The organism is Microbacterium sp. CFBP9023, assembly GCF_034045055.1.
Taxonomy (GTDB): Bacteria; Actinomycetota; Actinomycetes; order Actinomycetales; family Microbacteriaceae; genus Microbacterium.
The window spans coordinates 376,242-397,328 of the sequence record NZ_JAXCWI010000001.1 but is presented as its reverse complement, the minus strand read 5'-3'; the positions used below and the strand labels follow the sequence as shown (position 1 = coordinate 397,328).

19 protein-coding genes and 2 tRNA genes are annotated in these 21,087 nt (G+C 67.8%); 13 read left to right on the top strand and 8 right to left on the bottom strand.

What is annotated here, in order from left to right:
- Positions 1-2 precede the first annotated feature (2 nt).
- Positions 3-1,454: a 3-isopropylmalate dehydratase large subunit gene (gene leuC, locus SOM10_RS01885; protein WP_056278653.1), complete on the bottom strand. Its 1,452-nt coding sequence runs from the start codon at positions 1,452-1,454 to the stop codon at positions 3-5.
- Positions 1,455-1,641: 187 nt separating this feature from the next.
- Between leuC and SOM10_RS01880 the strand changes: the two genes are divergently transcribed.
- Positions 1,642-2,937: an O-acetylhomoserine aminocarboxypropyltransferase/cysteine synthase family protein gene (locus SOM10_RS01880; protein ID WP_320488118.1), complete on the top strand. Its 1,296-nt coding sequence runs from the start codon at positions 1,642-1,644 to the stop codon at positions 2,935-2,937.
- Complete coding sequence (locus tag SOM10_RS01875) at positions 2,934-4,247, top strand: LLM class flavin-dependent oxidoreductase (protein WP_320488117.1); 1,314 nt, start codon at positions 2,934-2,936, stop codon at positions 4,245-4,247. The genes SOM10_RS01880 and SOM10_RS01875 overlap by 4 nt, the downstream gene beginning before the upstream one ends.
- 17 nt (positions 4,248-4,264) lie before the next feature.
- Here SOM10_RS01875 and SOM10_RS01870 read toward each other — a convergent pair whose 3' ends face one another.
- Positions 4,265-4,762: a DUF427 domain-containing protein gene (locus SOM10_RS01870; protein WP_053095884.1), complete on the bottom strand. Its 498-nt coding sequence runs from the start codon at positions 4,760-4,762 to the stop codon at positions 4,265-4,267.
- Positions 4,763-4,798: 36 nt separating this feature from the next.
- Between SOM10_RS01870 and SOM10_RS01865 the strand changes: the two genes are divergently transcribed.
- Positions 4,799-5,392 (top strand): LON peptidase substrate-binding domain-containing protein, encoded by a 594-nt coding sequence (locus SOM10_RS01865; RefSeq protein WP_053095883.1) that lies wholly within the window; start codon positions 4,799-4,801, stop codon positions 5,390-5,392.
- A 51-nt stretch (positions 5,393-5,443) separates the two neighbouring features.
- Here SOM10_RS01865 and SOM10_RS01860 read toward each other — a convergent pair whose 3' ends face one another.
- A complete protein-coding gene (locus SOM10_RS01860) occupies positions 5,444-6,448 on the bottom strand; it encodes a TerC/Alx family metal homeostasis membrane protein (protein ID WP_053095882.1) in 1,005 nt (334 codons plus the stop codon).
- Between the two features lie 247 nt (positions 6,449-6,695).
- Between SOM10_RS01860 and SOM10_RS01855 the strand changes: the two genes are divergently transcribed.
- The 4 genes from SOM10_RS01855 to SOM10_RS01840 all read left to right on the top strand — a co-directional run bounded on the left by SOM10_RS01855 (position 6,696) and on the right by SOM10_RS01840 (position 10,198).
- Positions 6,696-7,253 (top strand): RNA polymerase sigma factor, encoded by a 558-nt coding sequence (locus SOM10_RS01855; protein WP_056278648.1) that lies wholly within the window; start codon positions 6,696-6,698, stop codon positions 7,251-7,253.
- Positions 7,250-8,326: a DUF4349 domain-containing protein gene (locus tag SOM10_RS01850; RefSeq protein WP_320488116.1), complete on the top strand. Its 1,077-nt coding sequence runs from the start codon at positions 7,250-7,252 to the stop codon at positions 8,324-8,326. The genes SOM10_RS01855 and SOM10_RS01850 overlap by 4 nt, the downstream gene beginning before the upstream one ends.
- A 79-nt stretch (positions 8,327-8,405) precedes the next feature.
- A complete protein-coding gene (locus SOM10_RS01845) occupies positions 8,406-8,954 on the top strand; it encodes a winged helix-turn-helix domain-containing protein (protein WP_320488115.1) in 549 nt (182 codons plus the stop codon).
- Entirely contained in the window at positions 8,951-10,198 is a 1,248-nt protein-coding gene (locus tag SOM10_RS01840) for an MFS transporter (RefSeq protein ID WP_320488114.1), read from the top strand. The genes SOM10_RS01845 and SOM10_RS01840 overlap by 4 nt, the downstream gene beginning before the upstream one ends.
- A 52-nt stretch (positions 10,199-10,250) precedes the next feature.
- On the opposite strand, the gene SOM10_RS01835 is transcribed toward SOM10_RS01840, so the two are convergent.
- Positions 10,251-10,323, bottom strand: a tRNA-Glu gene (locus tag SOM10_RS01835).
- Positions 10,324-10,476: 153 nt separating this feature from the next.
- Here SOM10_RS01835 and SOM10_RS01830 point away from each other — a divergent pair.
- Both SOM10_RS01830 and SOM10_RS01825 read left to right on the top strand, forming a co-directional pair.
- Complete coding sequence (locus tag SOM10_RS01830; protein ID WP_053095878.1) at positions 10,477-11,115, top strand: MBL fold metallo-hydrolase; 639 nt, start codon at positions 10,477-10,479, stop codon at positions 11,113-11,115.
- Between the two features lies 1 nt (position 11,116).
- Positions 11,117-11,995, top strand: coding sequence for an aminoglycoside phosphotransferase family protein (locus tag SOM10_RS01825; RefSeq protein WP_320488113.1), 879 nt, complete (start codon positions 11,117-11,119; stop codon positions 11,993-11,995).
- Here SOM10_RS01825 and pepN read toward each other — a convergent pair.
- On the bottom strand, positions 11,992-14,475 hold the full coding sequence (gene pepN / locus SOM10_RS01820) for an aminopeptidase N (RefSeq protein WP_320488111.1): 2,484 nt from the start codon (positions 14,473-14,475) through the stop codon (positions 11,992-11,994). The two genes, SOM10_RS01825 and pepN, sit on opposite strands and share 4 nt — an antisense overlap.
- A gap of 82 nt (positions 14,476-14,557) precedes the next feature.
- Here pepN and SOM10_RS01815 point away from each other — a divergent pair, with 82 nt between their 5' ends.
- Both SOM10_RS01815 and SOM10_RS01810 read left to right on the top strand, forming a co-directional pair.
- Positions 14,558-15,004, top strand: a complete 447-nt coding sequence (locus tag SOM10_RS01815; protein WP_053095875.1) for a MarR family winged helix-turn-helix transcriptional regulator — start codon at positions 14,558-14,560, stop codon at positions 15,002-15,004.
- Between the two features lie 35 nt (positions 15,005-15,039).
- Entirely contained in the window at positions 15,040-15,897 is an 858-nt protein-coding gene (locus SOM10_RS01810) for a 3-hydroxyacyl-CoA dehydrogenase (RefSeq protein ID WP_320488108.1), read from the top strand.
- A gap of 6 nt (positions 15,898-15,903) precedes the next feature.
- On the opposite strand, the gene SOM10_RS01805 is transcribed toward SOM10_RS01810, so the two are convergent.
- The gene (locus SOM10_RS01805; RefSeq protein ID WP_414683560.1) at positions 15,904-16,863 is read right to left on the bottom strand and encodes a DNA topoisomerase IB; all 960 of its coding nucleotides are present in this window, start codon (positions 16,861-16,863) and stop codon (positions 15,904-15,906) included.
- 194 nt (positions 16,864-17,057) lie between these two features.
- Here SOM10_RS01805 and SOM10_RS01800 point away from each other — a divergent pair, with 194 nt between their 5' ends.
- Positions 17,058-17,879 carry a hypothetical protein gene (locus tag SOM10_RS01800; protein WP_072591174.1) on the top strand — a complete coding sequence of 274 codons (822 nt, stop codon included), beginning with the start codon at positions 17,058-17,060 and terminating at the stop codon, positions 17,877-17,879.
- Positions 17,880-17,931: 52 nt separating this feature from the next.
- Here SOM10_RS01800 and SOM10_RS01795 read toward each other — a convergent pair.
- Positions 17,932-18,003: transfer RNA gene (locus SOM10_RS01795), tRNA-Gln, on the bottom strand.
- Positions 18,004-18,152: 149 nt separating this feature from the next.
- On the bottom strand, positions 18,153-19,658 hold the full coding sequence (gene gltX / locus SOM10_RS01790) for a glutamate--tRNA ligase (protein WP_320488107.1): 1,506 nt from the start codon (positions 19,656-19,658) through the stop codon (positions 18,153-18,155).
- Positions 19,659-19,831: 173 nt separating this feature from the next.
- On the opposite strand from gltX, the gene SOM10_RS01785 reads away from it, so the two are divergent.
- Entirely contained in the window at positions 19,832-21,076 is a 1,245-nt protein-coding gene (locus SOM10_RS01785; RefSeq protein WP_053095871.1) for an acyl-CoA dehydrogenase family protein, read from the top strand.
- Positions 21,077-21,087 lie beyond the last annotated feature (11 nt).

The following is a 21,087-nucleotide window of genomic DNA, read 5'->3' as shown; positions in this document are numbered from 1 at the left end:
GGTCAGACCTCCGCCATCTCGTTCAGGTCGCTCGGACTCGACAGCGTGCCGCGGATCGCGGTCGCGGCGGCGACGAGCGGCGACACCAGGTGCGTGCGTCCGCCCTTGCCCTGCCGGCCCTCGAAGTTGCGGTTGGAGGTCGACGCGCAGCGCTCCCCCGGCGCGAGCTGATCGGGGTTCATCCCGAGGCACATCGAGCACCCCGCGAATCGCCACTCGGCTCCGAAGTCCTTGATGATCTTGTCGAGTCCTTCGGCCTCCGCCTCCAGCCGCACCCGGGCAGAGCCGGGAACGACCATGACGCGGACGCCGTCAGCCTTCTTCTTGCCTTCGACGATCGACGCGAACGCGCGGAGATCCTCGATGCGGCTGTTCGTGCACGACCCCATGAAGACGGCGTCGACCGGCACCTCCTTGAGAGGCGTGCCAGGCGTCAGATCCATGTACTCGAGGGCCCGCTCGGCTGCGGCACGCTCATTGGCATCGGCGATCTCTGCCGGATCGGGAACCGCCGCCGACAGCGAGCTGCCCTGGCCGGGGTTGGTGCCCCACGTCACGAACGGCTCGAGCTCATCGGCATCGATGAAGACCTCGGCGTCGAACGTCGCCCCCTCATCCGTCGGCAGCGTTCGCCAGTACGCGACGGCGTCGTCCCAGTCCTGCCCCTTCGGGGCGTGCGGGCGACCCTTCAGGTACTCGAAGGTCGTCTCGTCGGGCGCGACCATGCCGGCACGAGCGCCGGCCTCGATCGACATGTTGCAGATCGTCATCCGGCCCTCCATCGACAACGCCCGGATCGCGCTGCCGCGGAACTCCAGGACGTAGCCCTGACCGCCGCCGGTGGTGATCTTCGCGATCACCGCGAGGATGATGTCCTTCGCGGTGACGCCGGGCCTCAGCGTGCCCTCGACGTTGATCGCCATGGTCTTGAACGGCTTCAGCGGCAACGTCTGCGTCGCCATGACATGCTCGACCTCGCTCGTGCCGATGCCGAAGGCCATGGCGCCGAACGCGCCGTGCGTCGATGTGTGGGAGTCGCCGCAGACCACCGTGATGCCGGGCATCGTGAGACCGAGCTGCGGCCCCACGACGTGGACGATGCCCTGTTCGGCGTCGCCGAGCGAGTGCAGACGCACGCCGAACTCCGCGGCGTTGCGGCGCAGCGTCTCGATCTGCGTGCGGCTCGTGAGGTCGGCGATGGGCTTGTCGATGTCCCAGGTCGGCGTGTTGTGGTCCTCGGTGGCGATCGTCAGGTCGAGGCGCCGCAGCGGTCGCCCCTCCGATCGCAGTCCGTCGAACGCCTGCGGGCTCGTCACCTCATGCACCAGGTGCAGATCGATGTAGATGAGGTCCGGCTCGCCGTTCTCGCCCTTGACGACGAGATGGTCGTCCCAGACCTTCTCGGCGAGGGTCCTGGGACGGACGGGAGCAGTGTCTGCTGCGGGGGTGTTCATTGCGTGTCTCCTGAAGCTGGCGGTTCGGCCCACGATGGACTCCGCGACGAGGAGGGGCTCAGAACGAGGTCTCGTCGCGGCCGCTAAGAAGGAGCACGATCCGCATGACGTCAGATTACCACCGCTTCAGCGCCCGGAGTCTCCGCGTGACACGCTACTGTCACCCGCACCTTCGAGAGGCACCCGCATGACCGACGACAGCACCGGATTCGCCACGAGAGCGGTCCACGCGGCCCGGAATCAGGGGCCCGCATCGTCGAGGGCGACGCCGATCTACCTGACGGCGGGATTCGAGTTCGACGACTTCGACCATGCCGCCGACCACTTCGGCACCGGCGCGGGGTTCGGATACACGCGCACGGGGAATCCGACGGTGCACGCTGTCGAGCGCCAGCTCGCCGCACTCGAATCCGCCGCGGAGGCCGTGCTCGTCGCCAGCGGCCAGGCCGCGGTCGTCACCGCACTGCTGACCGTCGCCGGAGCGGGCGATCACATCGTCTCCTCGACGCACATCTACGAAGGCACGCGAGGGCTTCTGCTCGACAACCTCGCTCGCCTCGGCATCGAGACGACATTCATCGACGACATCGCCGACCCCGGCGCCTGGCGGGGTGCGATCCGCCCGACCACCCGGGCGCTGTTCGGCGAGTCCATCGCGAACGCGCGCAACGACATCCTCGACATCTCCGCGGTGAGCGCGGTCGCCGACGAGTTCGCCATCCCGCTCATCGTCGACAACACCCTCGCGACGCCGTTCCTGCTCCGGCCGCTCGAGCATGGCGCCGCCATGGTGGTGCACTCCGCCTCGAAGTTCCTCGCCGGTCACGGGTCGGTGCTCGGCGGCGTGATCCTCGACGACGGTCGCTTCGACCCGGCGAAGGCGGGGCACAACGCTCCGCATCTCGTTCTTCCGGGGCGCGGCGGGTTCCCGAGCGTGGCTTCGCGTCATGGCGGCAACGCGCGCATCGCCTACGCGCGCGAGTCCGTCGCTCCGCGATTCGGCGCGTCCCCGTCGCCGCTCAACGCGTTCCTGATCGGACAGGGCGCCGAGACCCTCGGTCTGCGGGTCGAGCGGCAGTCCCGGAACGCCCTCGAGATCGCCCGCTGGCTCGCCGCGCAGGAAGCGGTCGAGAGCGTCGACTACGTCGGCCTCGACACGCATTCCGACCACGGCCTCGCCGAGACGTACCTCTCGGGAGGGTACGGCTCGATCTTCACCTTCACGCTCCGCGGGGGCCTCGACGCCGCACGCGACTTCGTCGAGAGCGTCGACGTGTTCACGCACATGACCCACATCGGCGACGTGCGCTCTCTGGTGCTGCACCCCGCGACCACCAGCCACTCGCATCGCACGCCCGAGGAGCGAGACGTCCTCGGAGTGCAGCCGGGAACCCTGCGGCTGTCGGTCGGCATCGAAGACGTCGCCGACCTCCTCGGCGACCTGGCCCGAGTCCTGGAACCCGCACGAGAGGCCGTCTCATGACCAGGCCCCAGCACTTCGGGTGGTTCCTGGCACGCGGCTTCGGCCCGCAGGGGTGGGGCTATCCGTCGCTGGACTGGGACTACGACTGGACCCGTCCGGAGATCTACCAGGAGGCGGCTCGCACGCTCGAGCAGGCAGGCTTCGACCTCCTCATCATCGAGGACGCGCCGTCGCTCGGCTCTCCCGACACGATCGACCTCCGGGTGCGCCATGCCTTCGGCGGCCCCAAGCACGACCCGCTGCTGCTCGCTCCCTACCTCTTCCAGGCGACACGGCATCTCGGGGTCGTGCCCACCGTGAACCCGGCGGCGTACCTGCCGTATACCGCGGCTCGGCAGTTCTCCACGCTTCAGCACCTCAGTGGCCACCGCCTCGGGCTCAACGTGGTGACCGACACCGGCAGTGCGCGACATTTCTCCGCCGCGGAACAGCTCGGGCACGATGCTGCATACGACCGCGCCGAAGAATGGCTCGCCGGCATCCGCTCGCTCTGGCGCAGCTGGGACGACGGTGCGCTGGTCCGCGATCGCGAGACCGACGTGTTCGCCGACGGATCGACGCTGCGCTCCGTGCAGCACCGCGGAACGCACTTCGACTTCGACGGCCCGTTGAACGCCGTGCCGTTCACCGACGGGGAGCCGTCGATCGTCTCCCCCGGCGGCTCCGGCCGCGGCCTCGGATTCGCCGGCGCCAACTCCGATGTGCAACTCGCCCTCGCGCCGCTGGACCAGGCCTCGGTGCGTGCCTATCGAGCGAAGATCCACGATGCGGCGATCGCCGCCGGACGCTCGCCGGACGACATCAAGATCCTGTTCGCGATCCAGCCGGTGATCACATCATCCGCCGAGGAGGCCGACCGAATCGTCGCCGCCTCCGCGCATCCCGACGACGCGACCCTCGTGCAGATCGCACGCAAGCAGTCCAGCGACCTCGAGACGGATCTGACCTCGCTCGATCTCGACAGACCACTCGACCTCGAGATCTTCGGCGAGCACGTCTCGCGCGGGAGCATCCAGCGCCTGATCGGCGACCGCGGAGACGATGCTCCTCTGCGAGTCCATCTCACCGCGCTCGCTCGGACGGGCCGCATCTCCGATCGCTCGGGTTTCGTCGGCACTGCCGAGGAGTTCGCAGATCTGATCGAAGAGCTCGGCGAGTGGGGCAACGACGGCGTCCTGCTGTGGGGCGACTTCCACCCCGTCACGCTGCATCGGACGCTGGATGAACTCGTGCCCGTTCTTCGACGCCGGGGCATCCTGCGCCGGGACTACGTCGACGGAGGGCTGCAGGCGAACCTCCGCGCGTTCTGACGCGTAGGCGAGCAGGGTCACCAGCCCAGGGTGCCGGGTGCACCCTTGAAGGGGCCGACGACCGTCGACGTGACCCACCCGCCGTAGAACCCGCCCGGCTGCGGTGTGACGACCTCGTCCCCCACCGTGCACTCGTCCATCGGACCCGCATAGACGGCGACCCGGTCTGCCAGCATCTCGAAACCTCGAGAGGGATTCGGGTAGTTCCAGGCGGCCCCGGCCGCCGTCTGCGCTCCACCTCGCACATCGAGGTAGCGTGCGGCTCCCTTGAACTCGCAGAACGAGGAGCCCGGCGCGTCAGAGAGCGAGCCCGCGGTGAAGTCGGCGATCGGCAGGTAGTACACGGGAGGATGGCTCGTCTCGAGGACTCGCACCGCGTCGCGCGTGTCGGCGATGAGCTCGCCGCCGAGGCGGACGGTGATGCGCGCAGCCACGGGCTCGACCTTCGGCGGTCGAGGATAGTCCCAGACGGATTCCTGACCGGGCGAGGGCATCAGAGGGCGGGGTCTGCGCATCTGTTCACTGTACGTCGCACGGTGTTGACTGGGGCCATGTCAGAAATACCGATGTTCCCGCTGGGGTCGGTGCTCTTCCCGTACACCCCGCTCCCGCTCCGCGTGTTCGAGCCGAGGTACCTCACCATGATCGGGCAGCTGCTCGACGAGGACGACCCTCAGTTCGGCGTCGTGCTCATCGAGCGCGGACATGAGGTCGGCGGGGGCGACCGCCGCAGTGGATTCGGCACGATGGCGCGCCTGGTGAGCGTGGCGGCGGATGCCCAGGTGCTGCACACCCTGGCGGTCGGCACGGCACGCTTCACCGTCGAGCAGTGGCTGGACGAAGCTCCTTACCCGCGCGCAGAGGTGACCCCGCTGCCCGAGCTGACCTGGAACGATGCCCTCACCCCCCTGCGCACCGAAGCCGAGGCGATCGTGCGCCGGGTGCTGGCACGCACCGACTCGCCCTGGGACGCCGACACCGAGCTGTCGGAAGAACCGCTCGCGGCCGCCTGGCAGCTCGCCGCCATCGCGCCGCTGGGCGAATACGACCAGTACACGCTGCTGCAGTCCACCACGGTGGGCGCTCTGCTGCGTCAGGTGATCGATCTCACGCTCGACGCCGAGGCGCTCTGGACAGCGGAGTGACACGTCTCCTGCTCGTCGCGGGAATCGCGGGCGCCGCGGAGAGCGACCGCCTCACTCGACCGTCGGGCTGACGCGCTGCGCCCGCTTCTCCCGAGACGAGGCGATGAGGCTGGCGACGGTGGCCACGGTCATCGCCACGACGATGACGCCCAGCGACACCATGTTGTCGATGTCGGGAACCCACTCGACATGCTGACCGCCGTTGATGAACGGCAGCTCGTTCTCGTGCAGCGCGTGAAGGATCAGCTTGATGCCGATGAATCCGAGGATGACCGCGATCCCGTAGTGGAGGTAGCGCAGACGATCGAGCAGATCACCGAGCAGGAAGTAGAGCTGGCGCAGACCCATGAGCGCGAAGATGTTCGCGGCGAAGACGAGGAACCCGTTGGTGGTGATCTCGAAGATCGCCGGGATCGAGTCGATCGCGAAGATCAGGTCGGTGACGCCGATCGTGATGAACACGATGACCATCGGCGTCCACATGCGCTTGCCGTCGACGGTCGTGCGCAGCTTCGAGCCGTCGTACTCCTCGCTGATGTCGATGCGGCGCCGCAGCAGGCGCACGATGAAGTTCTCCTTCTTCACATCGTCTTCGTGCTCGCCCTCGGGCATCGCCTGCTTGATCGCGGTGTAGATGAGGAAGGCACCGAAGATGTAGAAGATCGGCGAGAAGTGCTCGACGATCGTGACGCCGACGAGGATGAACGCTCCGCGGAGGACGAGGGCGATGATGATGCCGACCATCAGCACCTGCTGCTGCAAGCGTCGCGGCACCGCGAACTGCGCCATGATCAGCACGAAGACGAAGAGGTTGTCGATCGAGAGGCTGTATTCGAGCGCCCAGCCGGTGATGAAGTCGCCGGCGTTTCGCCAGCCTGCGACGTTTCCGAGAAGAACCGCGAAGAGCAGCGCGAGTCCGACGTAGAACACCACCCACAGGGTCGACTCCTTGGTCGAGGGGATGTGGGGACGAAGTCGGATCAGAAGCAGGTCGCCGATCAGGATGATCGTGAGGACGATCATCGAGGTGATCTCGAACCAGACAGGGATTTCCAAGGGCGTACAGCACCTTTCGGGAGGGTCGGAAAAACGCCGAAAGTCTCTCCCACGCACAGAGTGCGTCGCACGACCGGAGCAGCGGTGTCGGTGCTCGTGATGACGGTGGATGCGCTTGCGGGATACTCCCTCTCGCCTCAGCAATGGTAGCGGAGTCGAAGACGCTTGCGGGTGCCGCCGCCACCGATCTGAGACGATGGGGCGTCGACCGACACTTCCTGGGTGAGAGACACCGAACGGAATCGGGATGCCAGTGCAGACGAGTGACCAGAGAGTGGCGGCGCGGGCCGCGGCAGGTGACGAGAGCGCCTTCCGCGAGCTGTACCGCGCGTACGCCCGCCCGGTCTACTGGATCGCACACGGGATCGTCGGCGCCGCCGCGGATGCCGAGGACGTGACTCAGGAGACGTTCGTCACGGCGTGGCGGAAGCTGCCGGGGTTCGAGCTGCAGGGAGACTCCATCCTCCCGTGGCTCGCGACGATCTGCCGCTTCCAGGCCGCGAACCGCCTGCGCCAGCGCAGACGCGACCAGGCCAATACCGCGGATGCGGTCGATGAGACCCTCCCCTCGACGGTCAGCGTGGAGGAGCAGGTGATCACCGCGGACCTCGCAGAGCGGATCGCGGCCGAGGTCGGCACCCTCAGCGACCTCGATCGCGCGATCTTCCGCCTCTGCGCCGCGGAAGGCTACGCCTACCAGGCCGCGGCCGAGGAGCTCGGCGTGAGCCACGCCATCGTCCGGAACCGTCTCTCCCGAGTCCGCACCCGACTGCGTGGTGCCGTGAAGGAAGCGAGCGACGCATGAACGACACCTCCACCGAGCCACTGCCCGAGCTCACCGATGCCGCAGTGGAGCGCATCGAGAGAGCCGTGTTCGAGGACATCGCCGCCGAGCTGCCGCGGCAGTCGCCTGCGGAGAAGCGCGGTCGCGTTCGTCGTCGGTGGCTCACCGGCACCGGCATCGCCGCGGCGTTCGTCATCGGCGTCCTCATCACCCCGCCCATCCTCACCGCGGTCGGCGGTTCGGCGACGAGCTCGGCCGACGGCGGGGGCGTGACTGTCGTCGAGGACGCTCGCTCGGGCGCCGTCGACCAGAGCGCGCCCTCGGCTCTGACCGAGTCAGCCGAGTCGGGCGCGGTCGCCGGAGATGTCGCAGCGGGTGATCGTGAGATCATCGCCACGGCCATCGCCACGGTGGAGGTGAAGGACGTCTCGGACGCCGCGGTCGCCATCGGGGCACTCGCAGAGTCGCATGGCGGCTACGTCGAGAGCACCGAGATCGGCGGGACCCCTGCCGTGGACGCCTCCTCCGATCCTGTCGCCGCGGACTCGGAGTACGGCTGGATCAGCATTCGCGTGCCGTCGGCGGATCTTCCCGCCGTCATCGATGAGCTCACCGAATCCGGCGAGGTGCTCTCCTCCTCCATCGCGCAGCAGGATGTGACCTCGACCGCGATCGATCTGCGAGCGCGCATCGATGCGACCAGGGCATCCGTCCAGCGACTCAGCGAGCTCATGTCCCAGACCGGCACCGTCGCGGAGCTCATCGAGGCGGAGGTGGCGCTGACCGATCGTCAGGCGCAGCTCGAGTCGTACGAGCAGCAGCTCGCCTCGCTCGAGGACCAGGTCGCGATGTCGAGTCTCTCGGTGCAGCTGACCCGCACCGCCGCGCCGACGACGGCCGATCCCGCAGGATTCTCCGATGGGCTCGTCGCGGGATGGAACGGGCTCGTGGTCTCGCTGAACGCCCTGGTGGTCTCTGTCGGATTCCTGCTTCCGTGGCTCGCCGTGGCCGGGCTGGTCGTGCTGATCATATGGGGCGTCCGCCGAGCACGCCGCGGTCGTCGAGGCTCCGACGCGGCGGGTACCGACAGCTGAGATCACCCGTTAAATCTCGGATTTCCGGGATATACAAGAACTCTTGTGAGAATCGGGAACCGGTTCTAACGTGACGTTCATGGAAGACATCTCGGTCGTCACCGCCGTGCACCACCCGCTGCGCCGACGCATCTACGACTACCTGCTGCTGTACGGCACATCGCAGGTGACGGCACTCGCCCGGTCGCTCGATGCGCAGGTCGGCAGCATCAGCCATCATCTGCGCATGCTGGAGCGGGCGGGCCTCGTCGAGCGCGCCGAGGACCCGTCGGGCGACCGGCGCACGAGCTGGTGGAAGATCGCCCGTCGCGGCCTGACCTGGTCGGCGGAAGACTTCGCGGACTCCCCCGCCGACGCGCTTCTGGCGCGCGAAGCGCAACGGCAGAGCATCCGGATGCAGATCGAGCGCCTCCAACGCTGGCAGCGCCGGCACGATGATCCGGCCGTCGCCGGCTATGACGCCTCGAACACCGAGACCACGGCCTGGGCGACGCCGGACGAGCTGCGCGACCTCAGCTCGAGGCTGTCGGCGACGCTGATGGACTGGCGCGACTCGGTCGATCTCGAAGACGGGCAGCAGCGGACACCGATCTTCTTCTTCGCGCACGCCTTCCCGACGACACCATGACCGCCGCAGACCCTGTGCAGCTCGTCGAGCCGCCGGCGTTCCGACGAGACCATCGAGTGCATGCGTGGATCCTCGTCAAGGCGCTCTCGGACGCGGGCGACGCCCTGTGGACGATCGCGCTGGCGTGGACCGCCGTGCAGACGGCCTCGCCTGCGGTCGCAGGACTCATCGTCGCCGCCGGCACTCTGCCTCGTGCGGTCGTCCTGCTGTTCGGCGGCATGATCGCCGACCGCGCGGACGCGCGCCGAGTGATGATGCTGTTCAACGCCGCCCGGGTGGGCGTTCTCGTGACGGTGGCGCTCTGGGTGCTCTCCGCGCCGCCCACCGTGGGTGTGCTCCTCCTCGCCGCCATCGCATTCGGCGTCTGCGACGCCTTCTACGAGCCCTCGGCGGGCACCGTCGCCCGCCAGCTCGTGCGAGCCGCTGACCTGCCGTCCTACGGCGCTCTCTCGCAGACCGCATCGCGACTCGGAACGATGGCCGGCGCGGCCGTCGGCGGTGTGATCGTCGCGTCCGCGGGCCTCGTCGGAAGCGCGGCGGTGAACGCGGTGACTTTCACCGTCGTCATCGCGTTCATCGCCATCTGGCTCAGACCGCGGTTCCTGCTCGCACGGGCAGACCGACAGTCCGCTCTTCGCGACATCGCGGGTGGATTCGCCCACCTCGGCGCACATCCGACCACCCGCACGCTCGTCATCGCCCTCTCGGGGCTCAACCTCGCGGTCGGTCCGGCCGTCGGGATCGGCCTCGCGCTCCGAGCACACGACGAAGGCTGGGGCGCGCCGGCTGTAGGGCTGTTCGAAGCTCTGTTGGGACTCGGCGCGGCGATCGGCGCCGTGTCCGTCGCCAGGTGGCGGCCTCGGCGCGAGGCACGCGCGGGATTCCGTGCTCTGATGCTGCAGGGAATGGCCATCGTCGCACTCGGCTGGGGTCCCGCGTGGAGTGTCGGAGTCGCTGCCTTCGTCATCGGTGCGACCGCCGGCTACGCATCGGTGCTGCTCAGCGCCACGTTCTCGGCAACCGTCGACACCGCGTACCTCGGCCGCATGAGCTCCATCACCCGGTTGGGCGACGACTGCCTGATGCCGCTCGCGATGGCCGCGTTCGGTCTGCTCGCGTCGACCACCGCGCTCTGGGTTCCCTTCGCCCTCTTCGGTGGAGCGATGACGGCATCGATGGTGGCGCCGTTGGCCAACCCCGCGTTCCGGAGCATGTCGCTGCGTACAGCCGTCGGATCCACATGATGGATGCGGAGACGACGAAAGCCCTCGGAGAACCGAGGGCTTTCGCTTGTTGTGACCCCAGCGGGATTCGAACCCGCGTTACCGCCGTGAGAGGGCAGCGTACTAGGCCGCTATACGATGGGGCCGTCTGGCGGAACGTTTCCGTGCCGCGACAACTGTTCAAGTATGCCACGACGATTCTCACGTCGCCAAATCGAGCGGGACGGTCTTCAGATCCCGGGCGTGGCGCACCTGCCGAGGGGTTTGCCACGGCGCCCCTGAAGGAGTTGACTCATCTCATGCGCGTCACCAAATTCGAACATGCCGCTCTTCGCATCCAGCAGGGCGATGACGTCCTTCTCCTCGACCCGGGCTCGTTCACCTCTCCCCTGAACGATCTCTCGGGTCTCGTCGCTGTCGTGATCACTCACGAGCACCCCGACCATTGGACCCCCGAGCACCTGGATCGGATCCTGCGCGCAGCCCCCGGCACCCCGATCTACGCCCCGGCGGGCGTCGCGCGCGCGGCCGACGGCTATGACATCTCCGTGGTCGCTCCGGGCGAGACGGTGGAGGTCGGTGCGTTCACGCTCCGCTTCTTCGGCGGCACGCATGAGGTGATCCACTCGTCACTGCCGGTGGTCGAGAACGTCGGCGTGCTGATCAACGATGTCTTCTACTATCCGGGCGACTCGTACGCGATCCCCGAGGGCGTCGAGGTCGGCACTCTCGCGGCACCGCTCGGCGCGCCGTGGCTGAAGATCGGCGAGGCCATGGACTACGTCCTGGCCGTGAAACCACGGCGGGCGTTCGGCACTCACGACATGACGCTGTCCGTCGCGGGCAAGACGATGCACCGGCAGCGGCTGCAGTGGGCGACCGAGCAGGGCGGCGGCGAGTTCTCGATACTCGAACCGGGCGACTCGCTCGACATCTGACGTGGCGGACTCCCCCTCTGCCGAGTACTCGCTCGACGAGGGCGGCGTACGAGATCTCCTCCGAAGCACGGACCCCGCCCTCGCCGAGCTTCCGCTGAGGCTGTTCGCCGACGGCTGGGACAACTCGATGTGGCGCCTCGGCTCCGAACTCGCCGTGCGACTGCCTCGACGCGATCTCTCGGTGCCGCTCATCACCCACGAGCAGCGTGCCCTGCGCACGATCGGCCCGGCTCTCGCCGCCGTCGGCATCCGTGCGCCCGTCCCCGTGATCGTGGGCGAGCCGAGCGCGCACTTTCCGCGACCCTGGTCCGTTCTGCCCTGGATCCCCGGAACGACGGCGCTCGCGTCCTCCCGCCCGGACAACGCGACCTGGGCGCCCCGACTCGCGGACGCCCTGCGCGCGCTGCACGTCGCCGCGCCGGTCGATGCTCCCCGCAACCCGGTGCGCGGACGCGCCCTGTCCACTCGAGACGCCGCCATTCGGCCACGTCTGGACGCGTTCGACCGCCGGACGGCACTGCGCGACGCCTGGGCCGCGGCACTCGCAGCGCCGCCCGCATCGGAGCAGGTCTGGATCCATGGCGATCTGCACCCGGGCAACGTGCTCGTCGCCGACGGCACGCTCACCGCGCTCATCGACTTCGGCGATGTCACGGTCGGCGACCCCGCCTACGACCTCGCCTCGGCCTGGATGCTCTTCGACGCCTGCGGCCGAGAGGCATTCCGGCGAGCGACGAGGGAGCGTTACGACGACGCCACCTGGACCCGCGCGAGAGGCTGGGCGGCGTACATCGCCCTCGTCCTGATGACTCAGAGCGATGACAGGCCCGAGTACTTCGCCGTCGGAGCGAGCACGGTCGACGCGCTCGAAGAGGACTAGCTCTGCGCGGCTCGAACGCGCAGAGCTCGAGCCAGGTGGTCGCGCTGTTCGATGACGATTCGGCGCAGAGCGGCGGGCGCCGTGTCGTTGTCCGCGAGCCACGCATCCACGGCATCGAGTGTGGGCGAGGCGGGGAAGAGTCCGACCACGAGGCGTTGCGCAAGCTCGATGCTCCGTGTCGCCCACGCATCGCCGATCCGCCCGAAGTACTCGGCATCGAACCTCTCGATGAGATCGCGGCGTCCTCCGGCTCGGAACCCGCCGATCACCGCGTCGAGATGATCGTTGCTGAGCGATCCGTCGTTCCACGCCGCGTCCCAGGCGGCAGCCCGGACGTCCGGTTCGGGACGCGAGGCCAGGGCCCTGCGGGCAGCGGTGCGTCCGCTGCCCGTGTCGTCGGACTCCAGCTCCGCGGCCACCGCATCGGCATCCGCGTGTCCCGTGGTGACGAGGGCGGTGAGGAGCTGCCACCGCAGATCCGGGTCGATCGTGAGCCCGTCGGGGGCATCGCCATGCAGGATCGCGCGGATGTCGTCTGCACGCACATCGTCGAAAGCTGATGCCGATGTGAGCGCACGCGCCCAGGAGAGCTGTGCATCGCTGCCGGCATCGGATGCCTGGAGCGCAGTCCATGCGGTCTCGACCCATGCTGTCGACTCACGCTGTCGCGCGTCATCGCTCGCGTAGTTGCGGATCGCGAAGAGCGTATTCGCGAGGATGCCGGCGAGAAGGCCGATGTTCGACTCCCGCGGAGCGTGGGCACGAACGATCTCGGCGTACCGAGCGACCGCGAGCTCGCCGTCGCGGGTGGCGTTCCAGAGCGATGACCAGATGACAGCCCTGGCGAGAGGATCGTCGAGCGAAGACAGTGATTCCCGCACCGTCGCCAGAGAGGCGTCATCGAGACGCACCTTGGCATAGGTGAGGTCGTCATCATTGAGGAGCACGAGATCCGCAGCCGGGATGACGACCGGTGTCCGCTCGTCGTCGATGTCGAGCGCGATCTGATCGCGACGGACGACCCTCCCGTCGACACGATCGTAGAGACCGATGCGCAGGCGGTGCGGCCGAGGATCGCTCTGCATGACGGCGGCGCCGCCGTCGGCATCCCGCTCCACCCACAGCGTCGAGACCCCGGTGGTCTGCAACCAGGCACGCGACCAATCGGTCATGTCCCGCCCGGAGACCGCACTTAACTGCACGAGGAAGTCGTCGAGGGTCGTGTTGCCGAAGGCGTTCGCCGCGAAGTACCGCCGCGCGCCCTCGAAGAACGCCTCGTCGCCGACGAACGCGACGAGCTGCTTGAGCACGGCGGCACCCTTGGCGTAGGTGATGCCGTCGAAGTTCAGCTTCGCCGCCTCGAGATCGGGGATGTCCGCGACGATCGGGTGCGTCGTGGGCAACTGGTCCTGCTGGTACGCCCACGCTTTGCGGTTCGCAGCGAATTTCACCCAGGCGTCGTGGAAGCGCGTCGCCACCGCCGAGGCGTGCGAACCCATGTAGTCGGCGAACGACTCCTTGAGCCACAGGTCGTCCCACCACTTCATCGTGACCAGGTCGCCGAACCACATGTGCGCCATCTCATGCAGGATCGTGTTCGCGCGAGCGGCACGCTGGGCATCCGTGGCGGCCCCTCGCGACAGGTAGGACTCTGTGAATGTCACGAGGCCGGGGTTCTCCATCGCGCCGAGGTTGTATTCGGGCACGAAGATCTGGTCGTACTTGCCCCAGGGATAGGGGTAGGCGAACGCGTCGGTGAAGAAATCGAGACCCTGGCGGGTGATCTCGAGGATCTCGTCCGACTCCAGGTACTGCGCGAGGGACTGTCGCGCGAACAGGCCCAGCGCGATGCGCTGATCGTCGCGCTGCCACTCGCCGTCGACTCGAGCGTAGGGTCCCGCCGCGATGGACGTGATGTAACTGGAGATCGGAAGCGTAGGAGCGAACTCGACACGTTGCACGCCGACGCCGGCGTCGACGCTGACCGCCGCCTGGTTCGACAGCACCTGCCAACCCGCCGGAGCATCGATCACGAACGTGTAGGGCGCCTTGATGTCGGGCTGCTCGAAGCAGGCCATCACCCGTCGCGCGTCGGCGGGCTCGTACTGCGTGTAGAGGTAGGTGCGGTCGTCGACCGGGTCGTGGAACCGGTGCAGGCCTTCGCCGGATCGGCTGTAGCTCGCGACAGCTTCGACACGGACGACGTTCTCGGTCCCGAGGCCGCTCAGCTCGATGCGCGACCCGTCGTAGACGACATCGCGGTCGACGCCGTTGACGACGACCCTCTCGACGCTCTCTCCGATGAAGTCCACCCAGGTCGAGTCCGCCGTCGCGGTGAAATCCAGGGTCGTGGTCGTGGAGAACCCGCTGCGTGCCCGCTCCGGCGCACCCGTGAGGTCGAGTTCTACGCGGATGCTGCGCACGGAGACGGCGGCGGATCGCGCCGCGGTCTCCTCTCGGGAGAGATTGGCTGTGTCCATGCCTCCATCCTTTCATCCGCGTTCCCGCCCTGCCGAACCTACGTACGTTGCCTCACGCAACAGAGGAGCGTAGAGTTGCGCTATGCAACATGAGACTGGGTCAGACGAACGCCGAACCGACAGCGCCGCCGTCCTGAAGTCGCTCGTCGCCATCACGCGGCGCGGCCTGGTCGACGCCCGCGCGGGAGAGCCGACGCTCTCGATGACCGACCAGTCCATCGTCATGGCGATCGCCGACCAGCCCGGGATCCGGTCGACGGACATCGCGCGGATGTTCCGACTGAACCGCTCGACCGTTTCACGTCAGCTGTCCGCACTCATGTCTCTCGGCCTCGTGCAGGAGACCCCTTCGAACTCCGGACGCGGCCGACCGCTCGAGCTGACCGCCGAGGGCGAGGAGGCATTCCGCGGCACACTGCGATCGCTGCAGGACGTCATCGACGCCCATCTCGCGCAGTGGACGGATGACGAGGTGCAGCGCTTCGCGCATGATCTCCGGCGTTTCGACAGCGGCGACGAACAAGCCTGACCACGGCCCAAAAGGCCACCAGAGGAAGAAGAGAAATGAAGAACATCACTGTTCTCGGCACCGGCGTGCTCGGATCGCAGATCGCGTTCCAGACCGCCTTCCACGGTTTCGACGTCGTCGCATACGACATCGATCAGTCCGCGCTCGATCGCGCGGCCGAACGACTCGAGGGTCTCGCCTCGCGCTACATCGCAGACGGCGTGGAGAATGCCGCTGACGGCGGCGCGAATGCCGCGATCGACCGCATCCGGCTCACCTCCGACCTCGCGGATGCAGCCGCTGCGGCTGACCTCATCATCGAGGCGGTGCCCGAGAGCCTCGAACTCAAGCAGAGCATCTACCGGACCCTCGCCGACGCCGCACCGGCGACCACGATCTTCGCGACCAACTCCTCGACCCTCCTGCCGAGCGCGCTCGCGGAATCGACGGGTCGCCCCGACCGGTTCCTCGCCCTCCACTTCGCGAACGAGATCTGGTCGCACAACACCGCCGAGGTCATGGGAACCCCCGCAACCGACCCCACCGTCTACGAGACGGTCGTCGAGTTCGCGACGCAGATCGGGATGGTCCCCATCCAGATCAAGAAGGAGAAGGCGGGCTACCTGCTGAACTCGCTGCTCGTGCCCTTCCTCCAGGCCGGGGCCGAGCTGCTCGTCGACGGCATCGCCGAGCCCGCGGACATCGACGCGACCTGGCGGATCGGCACGGGCGCGCCGGCAGGCCCCTTCGAGATCTACGACATCGTCGGTCTGACGACCGCCTACAACATCTCGCGCATGGGCGGCGAGAAGCAGCAGCGCTTCGCAGACCTGCTCAAGGAGCAGTACATCGACCACGGCAAGCTGGGGGTCGCGACGGGCGAGGGTTTCTACACCTACCCTCGCGAGAGCTGACGCCCCTCACCGCCCGAGGAGCTTGCGGATAGCAGTCTCCGGCGACACCGACAGGTCGAGAGTGCGACCGCGCGCGTAGAGCCGGAAGACCCGCGGGTCGATGTAGCTCCCTCGGGCGACCGCGAGAGTGTTGCCGAGCGCCGACGCCGTGGCCTGCACAGCGAGGCGCTCGGCGCGCCGTCGATCGGTCTTCGTCTCGAGTCGGCCGATCCGCGCCAGCGCGTCCGCCGCGAGGATCGTACCGTGCAGCGTGCGGAAGTCCTTCGCGGTGAACGACGATCCCGCCACCTGCCGTAGATAGTCGTTGACCTCGCTCGAGGTGAGTCGCACCCGGCGACGACCCTTGCGATAGGCGAGCAGCGGAGCCTTCGGCGAACCGACGGCGAACTCCGACAGCGCCACGGCGAGCGGCGCATCGGTGATCTCGATCGAGGCGAGCTGCTTGCTCTTCGCAGGGAAGCTGAGCGCGACCGTACTCCCGTCGATCCGCACGTCCCGTCGCCGAAGCGTGCTCAGGCCGCGACTGCCGTGTTTCACCAGGTAACGCTCCGAGCCGATGCGCAGTGCAGCGTCGTCCAGCAGCCGGAAGGAGACGGCGAGGGCGCGGTCACGTGTCAGTCCCGGTTCACCGATGGCACGGGTGACCTTCGCCCTGGCGGCGGGCAGCGCCTCGGCCAGTTTGAGCGCCCGGGCGAACTTGCGCTGATCTCTGCCGGTCCGCCAGAGCGGATGGTAGAGATACTGACGTCTGCCCGCATCGTCTGTGCCGACCGCCTGAATGTGAGCGAGGGGGTCGGCGGCGATCCACACGTCTTTCCACGCGGGAGGTATCGCGAGGTCCCGGATGCGCTCTCGATCGGCCTCGGCCACGGGCGTGTTACCGGCATCGACGTATCGGAAGCCGGAGCCCGATCGCACGCGTCGAATTCCCGGCGTCTCGCCGGGGACGACTCTCGTGAGTGCCATTGGCATCCTCCCTGTCATGCCGCGTCGGGCATCTGCGATCACGATGCCCGGCCCGGCGACGGCAGTGAAGGGCATGGCGCGACACGGGCGCGCTCTGCTAGGCGATATCTCCCTCCGGACGGCATGCTCCGTCGGCAGCGGCATCGCGCGGATCGGATTGTCCGGGCACCCGATGGTCTGCCATCCTCGTGACTATGGCGATGTCATTCGAGGAGTTCCGTGCGTCCCTGACCCGTGCAGATCTGCGCGCCCCACTCGGGTTGCAGCTCACCGACCTCGAAGCCCGACAGGTGGCCGACGATACCGCGTCCGCTCAGAGCTGGTACGCCTACTGGGTGTCGACTCAGCCGACCGCTCCCCCGCCGCCCACGGGCCCCGCATACGACGCACCTCCTCCGGCGTACGACGCACCTCCTCCCGCATACGACACGGCGCCCGTGTACGCCACGCAGGCCCCGGCGCCAGCAGGCCCGCCGGTGTACCCGGGATACACGGCCGCGCCCGACGGCCCTCCGGGTCAGAAGAGGCGTGTCGGTCTCTGGGTGGCGCTCTCGATCGTGGGCGCGCTCCTTCTCATCGCGGCGATCGTCGTGATCTTCGCCTTCGCCACGGCGCGACACTGGACCAAGACCGATGTACCCGAGCAGCCGGAGACCTTCCGCAGCGAGGAGTACGAGACCGGGCGCTACGACGTCACGATGGACGACGTGAACCCCTGCAGCGTGAACCAGGACTGGACGGACTGCACGAACCTCATGGTCGCGACCTACACGGCAGCCTGCGTCGATGTCGAGCTCACCGAGAGCGCGACCCGCCTGTGCGCCGAGTACAGCGCGGCGATAGACGAGATGAAGGCGCAGGACGGCGACGGCTACTTCGTGGCCACGCTCGGCAGCTATGGCAGCCTTCACCGGACGCCTGAGATCGATACACGTCAGGTGTCGAACGACGACTACGAGCCGGCCGTCACGCACGAAGCGGTGTGCTACCTCGGGTTCATCGGAGAGTGCGAGTAGGCACGCATCCAGTAACGACAAAACCCCCGCCTGAGCGGGGGTTTTTGTCTTGCTGGGGTACCTGGACTCGAACCAAGAACAACGGAACCAGAAACCGCCGTGTTGCCAATTACACCATACCCCAAGGGCGAAACCGGAGTCTCGCACCGAGAGTCAAGCTTACCCGAGCCGCGGCCCTAATGCCAAAACGCCGCCGTTCGTCCGGGCGCGTCGCGGGCGGAGATGACGAGGGAGAGCACTCATCGGCGACTCTCCCTCGTCGACCAGGCCATCTCAGCCGGCCAGGAACTCCGACAGCAACCGGAGCCGTCGCAGCGACTCGTCCTTGCCCAGGAGCTCCATGGATTCGAACAGCGGCGGCGAGATGCGGCGTCCCGTGATCGCGACACGCGGAGGACCGTAGGCGACACGCGGCTTGAGCTCGAGGCTCTCGACGAGCGCCGCTGCGAGAGCCTCCTGAATCTTCTCGGGGGTGAAGTCGGTCACCGGCTCGAGAGCCACCACGCACGCGTCGAGCACCTCGCCGGCGTTCGCAGGGAGCCCCTTGAGCGCGTCGGCGTCATACGAGACGTCGTCGGAGAAGAGGAAGCCGACCATGCCGGGCACGTCGCCGAGCAGCTGCACGCGCTCCTGCACGAGCGGGGCGACCCGGAAGGCGAGCACGAGCTCTTCGTGAGTCGGCTCGTCGAAGAGGCCGGCGGCCGCGAGGTACGGGATCGTCCTCTCGGCGAAGTCCTTCTCGTCGAGCTTGCGGATGTGGTCGCCGTTGATCGACTCGGCCTTCTTCTGGTCGAACCGAGCCGGGTTCGGGTTGACGTCCACGATGTCGAACGCCTCGGTGAACTCCTCGAGCGTGAAGACATCGCGGTCGTGACCGATGGACCAGCCGAGCAGCGCCAGATAGTTCAGCAGCCCCTCGTGTATGAATCCGCGATCCCGGTGCAGGAAAAGATCCGCCTGCGGGTCGCGCTTGGAGAGCTTCTTGTTGCCCGTCTCGCCGAGCACGAGCGGCATGTGAGCGAACCGCGGGACGAACGTGGTGACGCCGGCGTCGATCAGGGCCGCGTACAGCGCGAGCTGACGAGCCGTGGAAGGCATCAGGTCTTCGCCGCGCAGAACGTGCGTGACGCCCATGAGCGCGTCGTCGACGGGATTCACGAACGTGTAGAGCGGGATCCCGTTCGGACGCACCACCACGAAATCCGGGAAGGAACCGGCGGGGAAGGTCACCTCACCGCGGATCAGATCGACGTAGGTGAGGTCCTCGTCCGGCACGCGCAGTCGGAGTGCCGGCTGACGGCCCTCCGCGCGGAAGGCGTCCTTCTGCTCGGTCGTGAGATCCCGGTCGTGATTGTCGTAGCCGAGCTGCTTCGCGCGTCCGGCCGCCTCGTTGCGGGCGTCGATCTCCTCCGCCGTGGAGAAGCTCTCGTACAGGGCGCCGGAGGCGAGGAGCTTGTCGATCACGCCGCGATAGATGTCGTGACGCTCGGACTGGCGGTACGGGGCATGCGGCCCACCGACCTCGACGCCCTCATCCCAGTCGATCTTGAGCCAGGTCAGAGCGTCGACGAGCTGGCGGAAGCTCTCCTCACTGTCGCGCGCGGCGTCGGTGTCCTCGATGCGGAACACCATCTTCCCGCCGTTGTGGCGGGCGTACGCCCAGTTGAAGAGGGCCGTGCGGACCATGCCGACGTGCGGCAGTCCGGTGGGCGAGGGGCAGAAGCGGACGCGTACGTCGGAGCCGCTGGCGGTCGTGGTGAGGGGGTGCGGGGTAGCCATATCCCCTCGATTCTAGTTGCCGGGTGGCGTCTCGACCTCCCCGATCGCCAGCGGTCGCGGGCCGCTCAGGAGGGGTCACCGTGGGTAACAGTCCCTCACCCTGGGTAACAACCCGCATTCGACGCCGACGCGCTCCTATCGTTGCCGCATCGACCAACCGGAAGGGTGACAACATGACAATCACGGATGCAGTGACGACAGGCCTCAGCGATCGCTGGCGCGGCACGCCAAGACCTCAGACCAGCCTCGAGTGGATCGACCGCGCCGAGGAGGTGGCCGACATCCTCGCGGTGGATGCCGTCGAGCGGGACCGCGCGAATGCGACCCCTCGGGCCGAGGTCCAGCTGCTCAAGGACTCGGGGCTGGTCACCCTGCTCGGCCCTCGCGCCCACGGCGGCGCCGGTGAGAGCTGGGACACCGCCTACAAGGTGATCAGGGCGGTGGCCCGCGGCGACGGGTCGATCGGACAGGTCCTCGGGTATCACTACCTCTGGGCGTGGGCGGCCCGTCTCGTCGGAACCGAAGAGCAGATCGCCGCGGTCGAGGAGCTGTACACCGCGAACGACTTCGTCTTCGGCGGCGCGGTCAACCCGCGCGACTCCGACTTGGTGATCCGCGAAGACGGCGATGATCTCGTGTTCTCCGGGCGCAAGTCCTTCTCGACGGGCGGCCAGATCTCGGACCTGACCGTCCTCGAAGGCGTCCTCGAAGGCACCGAGACGCACATCTTCGCGATCGTCCCCACGGCTCAGGAGGGGATCGTCTTCGGAGACGACTGGGACAACCTGGGGCAGCGACTCACCGAATCGGGCTCGGTCGAGATCCGCGACGTCCGAGTCCCCTGGTCGGCGGCAGCCGGCTTCGTCGACCGGGTGTTCCGCCCCTTGACCTACAACACTCTGAACGTGCCGACCATCCAGCTCGTCTTCGCGAACTTCTACCTCGGCATCGCACAGGGTGCCCTCCAGACGGCATCCGCCTACACGCGATCTGTGACCCGCCCGTGGCCGTACGGCGGCGATGACAAGCAGCACGCGACAGACGAGTGGTATCTGCTCGAAGGCTATGGCGAGCTGGCATCGAAGCTGTGGGCCGACGAAGCGCTGCTCGATGCCGTGGGCGCCGAGATCAGTGCGGTGCTGCATGCCCCGCGCGAAGAACTCACTGCACGTCGACGTGGCGAGATCGCCGTGCGCATCGCGGCGGGGAAGCTGCGCATCGTCGACGACGGCCTGGAGGTCGCCACGAAGATCTACGAGCTCACCGGCGCCAGGGCCTCGGCCAATTCGGTCGGCCTCGACATCTTCTGGCGCAACCTGCGCACGCACAGCCTGCACGACCCGATCGCGTACAAGAAGCGGGAGGTCGGCGACTACGTGCTGCGCAACGAGGTGCCTGAGCCGACCTGGTACACCTGATCGCCGCGATT

Coding starts and splice junctions, on each gene's coding strand:
- leuC (WP_056278653.1), bottom strand. CDS start 1,454: ATGAACACCCCCGCAGCAGACACTGCTCCCGTCCGTCCCAGGACCCTC.
- SOM10_RS01880 (WP_320488118.1), top strand. CDS start 1,642: ATGACCGACGACAGCACCGGATTCGCCACGAGAGCGGTCCACGCGGCC.
- SOM10_RS01875 (WP_320488117.1), top strand. CDS start 2,934: ATGACCAGGCCCCAGCACTTCGGGTGGTTCCTGGCACGCGGCTTCGGC.
- SOM10_RS01870 (WP_053095884.1), bottom strand. CDS start 4,762: ATGCGCAGACCCCGCCCTCTGATGCCCTCGCCCGGTCAGGAATCCGTC.
- SOM10_RS01865 (WP_053095883.1), top strand. CDS start 4,799: ATGTCAGAAATACCGATGTTCCCGCTGGGGTCGGTGCTCTTCCCGTAC.
- SOM10_RS01855 (WP_056278648.1), top strand. CDS start 6,696: ATGCCAGTGCAGACGAGTGACCAGAGAGTGGCGGCGCGGGCCGCGGCA.
- SOM10_RS01850 (WP_320488116.1), top strand. CDS start 7,250: ATGAACGACACCTCCACCGAGCCACTGCCCGAGCTCACCGATGCCGCA.
- SOM10_RS01845 (WP_320488115.1), top strand. CDS start 8,406: ATGGAAGACATCTCGGTCGTCACCGCCGTGCACCACCCGCTGCGCCGA.
- SOM10_RS01840 (WP_320488114.1), top strand. CDS start 8,951: ATGACCGCCGCAGACCCTGTGCAGCTCGTCGAGCCGCCGGCGTTCCGA.
- SOM10_RS01830 (WP_053095878.1), top strand. CDS start 10,477: ATGCGCGTCACCAAATTCGAACATGCCGCTCTTCGCATCCAGCAGGGC.
- pepN (WP_320488111.1), bottom strand. CDS start 14,475: ATGGACACAGCCAATCTCTCCCGAGAGGAGACCGCGGCGCGATCCGCC.
- SOM10_RS01815 (WP_053095875.1), top strand. CDS start 14,558: ATGCAACATGAGACTGGGTCAGACGAACGCCGAACCGACAGCGCCGCC.
- SOM10_RS01810 (WP_320488108.1), top strand. CDS start 15,040: ATGAAGAACATCACTGTTCTCGGCACCGGCGTGCTCGGATCGCAGATC.
- SOM10_RS01805 (WP_414683560.1), bottom strand. CDS start 16,863: ATGGCACTCACGAGAGTCGTCCCCGGCGAGACGCCGGGAATTCGACGC.
- SOM10_RS01800 (WP_072591174.1), top strand. CDS start 17,058: ATGGCGATGTCATTCGAGGAGTTCCGTGCGTCCCTGACCCGTGCAGAT.
- gltX (WP_320488107.1), bottom strand. CDS start 19,658: ATGGCTACCCCGCACCCCCTCACCACGACCGCCAGCGGCTCCGACGTA.
- SOM10_RS01785 (WP_053095871.1), top strand. CDS start 19,832: ATGACAATCACGGATGCAGTGACGACAGGCCTCAGCGATCGCTGGCGC.